The organism is Rhizobium sp. FG113 (assembly GCF_057809895.1).
Map to the genome: position 1 here is coordinate 40,329 of NZ_JBMDKV010000028.1, position 10,237 is coordinate 50,565.

Genomic DNA, 10,237 nt, shown 5'->3' on the forward strand with positions numbered 1-10,237 from the left:
CGCCCTACCCCGCTGGCAATCTGTACCCCTCCCAGACGCCAACCCCAGGGCGGTCACGGAATTCATTTCGGCAGAGTTCGAACGCCTACCGTACCACGGCGCCTCGCGCGGCGGCTCCGCTGCGACATGCTCGGCCGACACCAGGTGTGCACAGCACACGGAGAGAAACGATGGAAACCCTGAACGTGGTCAATTTTCCCATCAGCCGTATACAGCCGAGACAGCGGCAGATGCCGCAGGGCAAGATCGGCATCGTCCTGAGCAATCTTGGGACGCCCGACGCCACCGATTACTGGTCGATGCGCCGTTACCTGCGCGAATTCCTGTCCGATAGACGTGTTATCGAGACACCCCGGTGGCTCTGGATGCTTATTCTACATGGGGTGGTACTGACGACCCGCCCAAAAAGGAAGGGGCGCGACTATGAAACGATCTGGAACTTCGAGCAAAACGAGAGCCCGCTGAAGACCACAACCCGTAACCAGGCATCACAGCTCCGCAAGTCCCTCCTCGATAGCTACGAACCCGGACAAATGGAGGTTATGGTCGAGTGGGGCATGCGTTACGGCAATCCTTCGCTGGAATTCGCGATCCGGAACCTCGTCGATGCCGGCTGCGACCGAATTTTGCTGGTGCCTCTGTATCCCCAGTATTCAGCCGCCACTTCCGCGACTGCCTGTGACAAGGCTTTCGAGACCCTGGCGAAGTTGAGACATCAGCCTGTCCTGCGGGTCGCGCCTGCGTACTACGACGATGACGACTACATCGAAGCTCTCGCGCAGTCGATCGAGACCCGCCTAGCGCAGGCTCAGATCGATCCAGAAGTCATCATTGCGTCCTTCCATGGAATGCCGAAGGACACGCACAGCAAGGGCGATCCGTACTATGACCAATGCATCCAAACCGGAAATCTGCTGAGGAGGCGCTTGAACCTGCGCAACCACCAGCTGCTCGTAACATTCCAATCCAGGTTCGGTCCTGCCGAATGGCTACAGCCATACACCGATGCCACGATAAAAAGTCTCGCGGCCAAGGGCGTCAAGCGCTTGGCGGTCATTACTCCGGGCTTCTCCGCGGATTGTCTCGAGACGATCGAGGAGATCGGCATTGAGAACTGCCAGTACTTCCTCGATGGCGGCGGCGAGCAGTTCGTGCGGATCGATTGCCTGAACGATACCGCAGCAGGGATGGCGGTGATCGACGCGGTAGTGCGGCGCGAACTGGCCGGATGGCTCTGACAGTGGTGTGTGGCGGAAACAGCGTACAAAAATTCTCCGGTTTGTAACAAGACCGGAGAAGGTTTTGCCGCTCTAAATCCAAGCAAAGCACCACTGTCAGCAAGCACTCGCACGTATCCGACCTAATCCTGGTGGTCCATCGGCTCTTCAATGGCGAGGTCCACCCCGACATACACAATCGGCCACGAGGCCCAGTCAACGGACGCCTGCCATGGACTTCGAACGATTTTTCAACAACGAGCTCGACAAGCTCCGGAATGCTGGAAACTACCGGGTATTCGCCGACCTCGAACGTCAGCGCGGAAGCTTTCCCCGAGCGACACGCTATGGCCCCGATGGCCCGCAGCAGGTTACCGTGTGGTGTTCGAACGACTACCTTGGGATGGGTCAACACCCGGTCGTCGTGGAAGCAATGAAAGACGCCATCGACCATTGCGGCGGAGGAGCCGGCGGGACGCGGAATATATCCGGCACGACGCACTATCATGTCCTCCTCGAGCGGGAACTGGCCGACCTACACGCAAAGGAGGCCGCGCTCGTATTCACGTCTGGGTATATCTCCAATTGGGCGACACTTGGCACACTTGGTGCCCGGATACCCAACCTGATCATCTTCTCTGACGAATTGAACCACGCTTCGATGATCGAAGGCATCCGCTATGCGAAGTGTCCGAAGGTGGTCTGGCGTCACAACGACCTTGGCGACCTCGAAGCGAAGCTGGCAGCAGCCGATCCCAATGCGCCGAAACTTATAGCCTTCGAGTCCGTGTATTCGATGGACGGAGACATCGCGCCGATCAAGGAGATCTGCGATCTGGCCGATAGATACGGAGCGATGACATACCTCGACGAGGTCCATGCTGTCGGCATGTACGGCCCAAGAGGCGGCGGCATTGCCGAACGAGACGGGCTCATGGAACGCCTGACAATCATCGAAGGCACTCTTGGGAAGGCGTTCGGTGTTATGGGCGGATATATCGCAGCGTCGGCTGCCCTGTGCGATTTCGTGCGATCGTTTGCATCGGGGTTCATATTCTCGACGGCTCTGCCGCCCGCTGTCGCTGCGGGAGCAACGGCCGCCATTCGACATTTGAAGGGGAGCACCTTCGAGCGCCATCGTCACCAAGACAGGGTCAGAAGGACGCGGACGATGTTGGATGCGTCTGGCATCCCGCATTTGAGGAACCAGAGCCATATCGTTCCCGTCATGGTCGGGGACGCTTCGAAGTGCAAGTGGATCTCTGACGTCTTACTCGACAGCTTCGGCGTCTATGTGCAGCCGATAAATCACCCCACCGTTCCCAAAGGCACCGAGAGACTGCGCATAACGCCGACCCCCGTGCATTGTGACGTGGATATCGAGCATCTCGGCCGCGCGCTTGGATCGCTCTGGTCACGCTGTGCCTTGGCACGAAAAGTCGCCTGAAACGCCATCACGAGGGTGCTCTGCACAAAGGAGAGCCGCATGACTCAGATCACCTACATCAATCGACCAAAGACATTGACGGACGAGAAGGTCATAAGCCGCTCCTTCCTGACGGTCGCACTGTCCGCGCTATGCGCCGCCTATCTGCATGCTGCGATCGCTAGGCTCTTCGATTTCGAAGGTGCGGTCATCGAAATGACCCGCTTTGGCCTGTCGCCAGCGCCAGTTATGGCTGCTGTCATTATTGGCTTCCAGCTGGTGGCGTCGGCGATGGTGGTGTTTGGCTGGCTGCGTTGGGTCGGGGCGGCGATTCTGTCGACGTACACACTCATGGTGACGTTCCTCGCGTTCCGCTACTGGGAGCTGCCATCAGGAAGCGGGCGCCTCGCGGAGACAAGTGCATTTTTCGAGCATATCGGCCTGGTGGGAGCTTTTTTCCTCGTAGCTTGGTACGACATCAAACAGAGGGCGTGGGGTCCGAAGTGGTAGCTCCAGCGACGACATCGCGCGCGCGTAAAGAGGCTGAAATTGGACACCAGGAAAAAATTGACGGCCCTTGTCGAAGAGAGACGAGGCAACAAGGCATTTGATACCGAACTGTGGACGCTCATCGATGCTCAGACCTTGAAGTTGAGGAACCTCGATGCTGGTGCACTCGTCAAACGCTACCGCGAGATCGCGTCGTCGATCGTCTGGCTCGTCAACCCCACCCGCGATGGGGAATCGACAAAGGCGGGGCATAACTGCTCGTGGTGGTGGCTCAGGATGCTTTTCCAGACCGAGCAGGAACTTGGGCGGCGGGAGATAGCCGGGATCGAGCTGCCCGACGTTCCTGATCCCATCCCTCTTATTCCGGAGCTGACCAACGCCAGCGCGACGAGATCCAATCATTGGGCCCGGGTCGGCGAGCGTCGCTATCTCGCGAGAACTCTTTCCGAGGGTGAGATCTGGTTCGGAACGGCGCAAGGATTCGATAATGCCGCCCTCAACGGGGCCAGAAAGGACGACGAGCTTCGGCGCCACAAGTCCTCTCCGGGGCAGACCGTCAGCGTGGTTGGTCCCACGAGCGAGGCGATCACCCCCTTAAGCGACCTCCGCTACACTCGGACTTCTATGCCGTACTGGCTGTCCTCATGGTCCACGGAATTGGACCTTCGCCTCATCGGAGAATTCGCGGAAGGCGGAACTGGCGTCGATACATGTATCGTTATCTGGAACCCGGAGGAGTTCGACGAGCGGCTGGCGACAGCAATTCAGCGAAGTCACCCGACTTGGCAGTACGCGGCGCTGCCGATCCAGTACATCGACGAATACGAGATGCTCTCAAGCGACCGCAGGCCCGTCAGCGCGACAAAGGATTTCACCTTCGCGCGGCAGCGCGAGCTAAGGCTGGGGCTTCGGAAACGGTCGACAAATCAAGTCGACGGGTTCTCGGTGATATCGCCGGGATGTATGACGAATCTGGCGCGAAACTCGGTGGTGTCGGTCCGGCAAGCCTGAGAACCCATGCATAGCGGCGACTGCGTGCGCGCACATCATAGCTTATTCCATCGATCAAAATCGGATTGCGGTGATCATGTTATAAGGACCGCAGCTTCGTACAATCGGCATCAGAGCCAGGATCATAGCGTCGAGAGGCAAACGGCGGTCGGATGCCGTTAAGGCACCTTGTGTCTGGCGCTTAGTCGCGAGCTTCCGGCCGCCTATCGTAAAACCGGAAATTTCAGACAGACGATTGGAGATCGCTATGACCGACACCGCAGTCGCCGCAAGGCCTGCCGCCCGCGCCCGCACCTACTCGAGCTTCCCGGACGAAGCGGTTCGCCAGATCTCCGGAGCTTTGACGCAGCTCCTTTCCGACATGTTCGCCCTCTATGTGAAGACGAAGAACTTCCATTGGCATATCAGCGGCCCCCACTTCCGTGACTATCACCTGATGCTTGACGCGCAGGGTGCCGAGATCTTCGCGACTACGGATCAACTTGCGGAGCGGGTGAGGAAGGTGGGTGGCACAACCCTACGCTCCATCGGCCACATCGCAAGCCTGACCCGCATTGCGGATAACGACGAGAACCATATGTCGCCGCAGGCGATGCTCACCGAACTTCTCGAAGACAACAAAGCCTTGGTTCAGGCCCTTCGCGACGCCCGTTCGGTTTGCGACGATCATGGCGACGTCGCCAGCGTCGGCATCCTTGAGGGCTGGATCGACGAGGGCGAAGAACGCCTCTGGTTCCTCTTCGAAATGTCCCAGGCATGATATCGTTTAGGCGGGCTGCGTTCGCGACCCGCCTAAACGGCTATGAGACCAAGATTCAGATCCATGGCGATCCCGGATAGCGTCTGTGCGATCGCCTCGAATTGGTCGCCCCTCGGGTCGCTACGCCGCCAGGCGAGCCCGATCGTCCTCGAATAGACGTCGACGGGGAGCGGCGAATACGAAATCGGATCGGCTTTCGCAGTGGCTAGCTTGGGCACAAGCGTCGAGCCCTCACCAGCCGCCACCATGTATTTCAGCGTTTCGAGACTGGTGCCATGGCGGTTCGAGCGTTCGGTAAACGCACATGCCTCCAGGGCCTGTTGACGCAAGCAATGCCCCTCCTCCATCAGCAAGCGCTCGCTGGCGGGCATCGTCTCCCAAGTCTGTCCACCGTTACGAATCGCGGGCCTGTCTGCAGGCGACGCCATGAGAAATGGCTCCTGGAAAAGTGCTCGGGAATCCATCCAGCTTTCGTTTTGTGGCAACGACACCAGTATCGCGTCCACCTCTCCGTCCTCGAGCTTTGCCAGAAGATCGGCTGTCAGCCCCTCGCCCAGAACGAGCGACAGACCAGGATACGTTCTTCGTAGATCAGGCAGAACGCGAGGAAACAAGTAGGGGCCGAGTGTGGCGATGGCCGAAAGATGCAGTGGGCCCGTGAAAGGCTCGGACGTCTGCTTGGTGAGGTTCAACATCGTGCGGGCCTCCGCCAGCACGCGCCTGGCCTGCTCGATGAAAGCCTGCCCTCGCTTAGTGATCAGTACCCGGCGAGTTGTTCGTTCGAACAGGGACACACCCAGTAAGTCTTCCAGCTTCCGGACTTGCGTCGACAGCGATGGCTGAGAGACGTTGCACCGGTCTGCGGCCTTGACGAAGCTCCCTTCGTCGGCGATGGCGACAACGTACTCCAAGTCTCTCAGCGAAAGACTCCCAGTGCTCATGGAATTCGGCGCCATCCTGTATACTCCTTGAAGTCCCTGCATCGGCCGAAGGACCGAAGGCCGAGGCAGGGATACCCTATGCATGGCGCGAGAGCCAGTTTTCAACCACCTCTGACAGCCGCTCGCCAATCTCCTCGCCCTTCAGTTCGTCAAGCATTTCAGCGACGAAGCCGTGTACGAGAAGCGCCCTAGCCTTCCGTTCCGGAATTCCGCGGGCCATAAGGTAGTAGAGGTGGTTTGCATCGATGTCTGACACGGTAGCTCCATGGCCGCATTGCACGTCGTCAGCAAAGATTTCAAGCTCGGGTTTGGCCGAGAACTGGGCGTCGTCCGACAACAGAAGTGTATTGCAGGACATCTTTGCGTTTGTCTTCTGCGCGTCCGGGGCGACGCGGACCATACCCTGGAAAACCCCGTGAGCCTTGTCCAGGACAACGCTTCGGTTGATCTCGATCGATGTGGTATTGGGAACCGCGTGGTCGAGCATCAGCGTGGTATCGCAATGCGAGTCGCCCGCCAACAGATTGATACCGCGTACCTGCAGATCTGCGCCCTGCCCGCCGACTCGAACCCGCAGTTCCTGTCTGACAAGCTTTCCGCCGGCGTTGACCACATAGATCGTCAACTTGGCATTCTTGCCAAGGTCGACGCGCAGCTGCGCCAGATGGCTATCCCTATCGCCCTGTTGCTGGAGAACGACCCAGACGACTTCCGCCTCTTCCTGAACCCTGAGCTCGCTCACAGTAGTGACGAAAGCATCGGCGTCCGAAACGTTGGCGTGGCGTTCGAGAATGGTGGCATGCGCGCCGCGGCCGACCTCGACACGGGTCCGTGCGTGAAAGCTCCCGCCTCCATGCTGATGCTGGAGCTCGATGGGGGCCGTCAGCCTGGTGTAGTCCTCGATCCAGATGGTCTGTCCGCTGCCTGCGAAGCTGCCGTTGACCTGCCCGATGAAGTCGTCGTCGCCGATCGCGAACAGGGAACCGCTTGCAGAACCATCGAGAAGCTCGGTCTGGAGCGGCTCGCTCTCCATCTCGTTGCTGATACCGATCTCGAAGGTCCGGTCGCCGAAGATGGAAAATGAGCTCGACCCTTCGACCAGCGGAGCCAGGATTGGCACGGCCTCGACGGCGACAGGCGGAATGACCGTCAGCAACCTCTTCAAGTCCGTATAGTGCCAGGATTCGCTCCTGCGGGTGGGAAAGCCATTTTGGACAATTTCGCCGAACAAAGTCCGTCGGGCCTGGGAAACATCGGCACTCTCGACGGTCATGACGGCTTGGTGATTGAATGCGTCCACCAGAGCCCTTTCGGCTCCGGTGACCTGCGGTCTGATCTGCATATTCATGTTATCGCTCCTTAAGCAGCGGCGCCGATGACATCGGCATAGCCATGGGCTTCCAGCTCATGTGCGAGGTTCTTGTTGCCCGTCTTGATGACCTGTCCCTTGTAGAGAACATGGACCGTGTCGGGCACGATATAGTCCAGCAGGCGCTGGTAGTGCGTGATGACGATCGTCGCGCGATCCGGCGAGCGCAGGGCGTTGACACCATTGGAGACGATTTTCAGTGCGTCGATGTCCAGGCCGGAGTCGGTCTCGTCGAGGATGCAGAGCTTCGGCTGCAGGAGCGCCATCTGCAGGATTTCAGCCCGCTTCTTTTCGCCGCCGGAGAAGCCAACGTTCAGGGGCCTCTTCAACATGTCCGTGTTGATCTGCAATTTCTCGGCCGCCTGCTTCACTCGGCGCATGAATTCCGGCGTGGACAGCTCCTCCTCGCCGCGCGACTTGCGCTGCTCGTTCATTGCGACCTTCAGGAACTGCATCGTGGCGACGCCCGGGATTTCCACCGGATACTGGAAGGCAAGGAAAACACCCTTTGCCGCACGCTCTGCGGCGTCGAATTCCAGGATGCTTTCGCCGTTATAGAGGATGTCGCCTTCCGTGACTTCGTAGTCGTCCCGTCCCGAGAGGATATAGGAGAGCGTCGACTTACCGGAGCCATTAGGCCCCATGATTGCGGCCACCTCGCCAGCCTTGACCGTCAGGTTCAGACCGCGGATGATCTCGGTGCCGTCTTCGGCAATGCGTGCGTGCAGATTTCTGATTTCCAACATTTTCGTGTTCCTTGACTATTTGGGACGGCGCTGGCCATCGACGACGCGGGCTTCAGCCGACGCTGCCTTCGAGCGATATGCTGATAAGTTTCTGGGCCTCGATGGCGAATTCCATCGGAAGCTCTTGTAGGACTTCCTTCACGAAGCCATTGACGATCAAAGCGATTGCAGCTTCCGTGGGGATGCCGCGCTGAAGGCAGTAGAACAGCTGGTCCTCCGATATCTTCGAAGTCGTCGCTTCGTGTTCGAACTGCGCGGAGGAATTGTTCGCTTCGATGTAGGGCACGGTGTGCGCGCCGCATCGATCACCGATCAGAAGCGAGTCACACTGGGTGAAGTTTCTCGCATTGACGGCCTTTCGATGTGCGGAGACCTTTCCGCGGTAGGTATTCTGCGAGACGCCGGCGGCGATGCCCTTCGAGACAATACGGCTCGACGTGTTCCTGCCGAGATGGATCATCTTCGTGCCGCTGTCGATCTGCTGATGCCCGTTCGACACGGCGATGGAATAGAACTCGCCTCTGCTTTCATCGCCGCGCAGAATGCAGGACGGATACTTCCATGTGACGGCCGAACCCGTCTCCACCTGGGTCCACGAGATCTTGGATCGGTCCCCGCGGCAGTCGCCACGCTTCGTCACGAAATTGAAGACGCCGCCATTTCCTTCCGAGTCGCCCGGATACCAGTTCTGGACGGTTGAATACTTGATTTCCGCGTCTTCCATCGCGACCAGCTCGACAACAGCCGCATGCAGCTGGTTCTCGTCGCGCTGCGGTGCCGTGCAGCCTTCCAGATACGAAACGTAGGCCCCCTTCTCGGCGATGATCAGGGTTCGCTCGAACTGGCCCGTTCCCTTCTCGTTGATACGAAAGTAGGTGGACAGCTCCATAGGGCAGCGAACGCCCTCTGGTACGAATACGAACGATCCGTCGGTGAAGACCGCGGAGTTGAGCGTCGCATAGTAGTTGTCAGTCATGGGAACGACGGAACCCATGTACTTTTTGACCAGCTCCGGATGTTCGCGAATTGCCTCCGAGATCGACATGAAGATAACGCCGGCTTTCTTCAGCTCTTCCTTGAACGTCGTGACCACGGAAACGCTATCGAAAACCGCATCGACGGCGATCTTCGAGCTCTGAACGCCAGCAAGTATTTCCTGTTCCCGGAGCGGGATGCCCAGCTTCTCGTAGACCTTCAGCAGTTCGGGATCGACGTCGTCGATGGATTTCGGACCAGGCGTGCTCTTCGGCGCGGCGTAGTAGTAGATTTCGTCGAAGTTGACCTTGGGGTAATCGATGCGCGCCCAGTCGGGCTCGTCCATTGTACGCCAGCGGCGGTACGCTTCCAGGCGGTTTGCCAGCATCCAGTCCGGCTCGTTCTTCTTTGCCGATATGAAGCGGATAATGTCTTCCGAGAGGCCGAGCGGAGCCTTGTCCATCTCGATTACGGTCTCGAACCCATATTTGTACTGGTCTATGTCGATCTCGCGTACGCGGTCGACGGTCTCTTGAACAGCTGGCATCTTTAAACTCCCTTGTCTGTTGGGAGATTTATGCCAGACGCCAATTAATAGGTGAAATACATATTGCGCAATCTATTAATAGAGACAGCCTAATAATATCGACAGATTGGATTGGCACAGTTCGCGAAGCCCGCAGGCTCGAAATTACTTTCTGAGAAGGTTGAAGGAGTAAGCACACATTACAAACGCTATTGCCAGCAGGGTGGCCGCTCCGATTGCCGCACCGTTTGCAGCAAAAGCAGTCGCCAATGCGCCGCCGCCGGCGCCGCAACAAAAGCTGAACGAGACGGCGGCAAATTTCCTTGACTGCTCAAGATGTGCTTTGTCGCCGTGCTGACTGAAGCCGTTGAACAGCGACTCTGTGGCTCGACGAAGATTCCCGGTTGCGATCACTGAGTTATAGGACCATTGCTCTAGCTTGGTGAAGATTGAGCTCTGAACCGAAGCCACGAACGAGACCGCCAGGATGATCGGTGTATCCGGAAAGCCTCGCGGCAGAAAGGCAACGGCGAGCAGGACGGCAATTTCAAGCCCAAGGCTGATCAAGCCGATCCATTCTTCGCCCTTTGGTGAAGCTAGGTTTCGTACCCAGAATGCTGCTAGCACGCCGAAAAAGAAGGCGATGATCGGCATGAGATGTCGAACGGCCTCCGACCATTGCCCTGTCGCGACGTTGATGCCTAAAGCGTGTCGCGCCAAACCAGATTCGGGATTTCCAAATCAGTTGATCCGTGA

The 10,237-nt window shown here is 58.3% G+C and carries 10 protein-coding genes; 5 read left to right on the forward strand and 5 right to left on the reverse strand.

Annotation, left to right across the window (positions count from 1 at the left end; genetic code table 11):
• The first annotated feature begins 170 nt into the window (after positions 1-170).
• From hemH to ACODTZ_RS33315, 5 genes are all read left to right on the forward strand, one after another.
• A complete protein-coding gene (gene hemH / locus ACODTZ_RS33295) occupies positions 171-1,238 on the forward strand; it encodes a ferrochelatase (RefSeq protein WP_489031257.1) in 1,068 nt (355 codons plus the stop codon).
• Between the two features lie 211 nt (positions 1,239-1,449).
• Positions 1,450-2,664 (forward strand): 5-aminolevulinate synthase, encoded by a 1,215-nt coding sequence (gene hemA / locus ACODTZ_RS33300; RefSeq protein ID WP_489031259.1) that lies wholly within the window; start codon positions 1,450-1,452, stop codon positions 2,662-2,664.
• 39 nt (positions 2,665-2,703) lie between these two features.
• The gene (locus tag ACODTZ_RS33305) at positions 2,704-3,153 is read left to right on the forward strand and encodes a DoxX family protein (protein ID WP_489031261.1); all 450 of its coding nucleotides are present in this window, start codon (positions 2,704-2,706) and stop codon (positions 3,151-3,153) included.
• Between the two features lie 39 nt (positions 3,154-3,192).
• On the forward strand, positions 3,193-4,164 hold the full coding sequence (locus ACODTZ_RS33310) for a hypothetical protein (protein WP_489031263.1): 972 nt from the start codon (positions 3,193-3,195) through the stop codon (positions 4,162-4,164).
• 247 nt (positions 4,165-4,411) lie between these two features.
• Positions 4,412-4,924 carry a Dps family protein gene (locus tag ACODTZ_RS33315; RefSeq protein WP_489031265.1) on the forward strand — a complete coding sequence of 171 codons (513 nt, stop codon included), beginning with the start codon at positions 4,412-4,414 and terminating at the stop codon, positions 4,922-4,924.
• Between the two features lie 32 nt (positions 4,925-4,956).
• Here ACODTZ_RS33315 and ACODTZ_RS33320 read toward each other — a convergent pair whose 3' ends face one another.
• The 5 genes from ACODTZ_RS33320 to ACODTZ_RS33340 form a co-directional block, all read right to left on the reverse strand.
• The gene (locus tag ACODTZ_RS33320) at positions 4,957-5,880 is read right to left on the reverse strand and encodes a LysR substrate-binding domain-containing protein (protein WP_489031267.1); all 924 of its coding nucleotides are present in this window, start codon (positions 5,878-5,880) and stop codon (positions 4,957-4,959) included.
• 61 nt (positions 5,881-5,941) lie between these two features.
• Entirely contained in the window at positions 5,942-7,213 is a 1,272-nt protein-coding gene (gene sufD / locus ACODTZ_RS33325) for a Fe-S cluster assembly protein SufD (RefSeq protein WP_489031269.1), read from the reverse strand.
• 11 nt (positions 7,214-7,224) lie between these two features.
• Entirely contained in the window at positions 7,225-7,980 is a 756-nt protein-coding gene (gene sufC, locus ACODTZ_RS33330; RefSeq protein WP_489031271.1) for a Fe-S cluster assembly ATPase SufC, read from the reverse strand.
• Positions 7,981-8,032: 52 nt separating this feature from the next.
• Complete coding sequence (sufB, locus tag ACODTZ_RS33335) at positions 8,033-9,502, reverse strand: Fe-S cluster assembly protein SufB (RefSeq protein WP_489031273.1); 1,470 nt, start codon at positions 9,500-9,502, stop codon at positions 8,033-8,035.
• A gap of 144 nt (positions 9,503-9,646) precedes the next feature.
• On the reverse strand, positions 9,647-10,201 hold the full coding sequence (locus ACODTZ_RS33340) for a YoaK family protein (protein WP_489031275.1): 555 nt from the start codon (positions 10,199-10,201) through the stop codon (positions 9,647-9,649).
• Positions 10,202-10,237 lie beyond the last annotated feature (36 nt).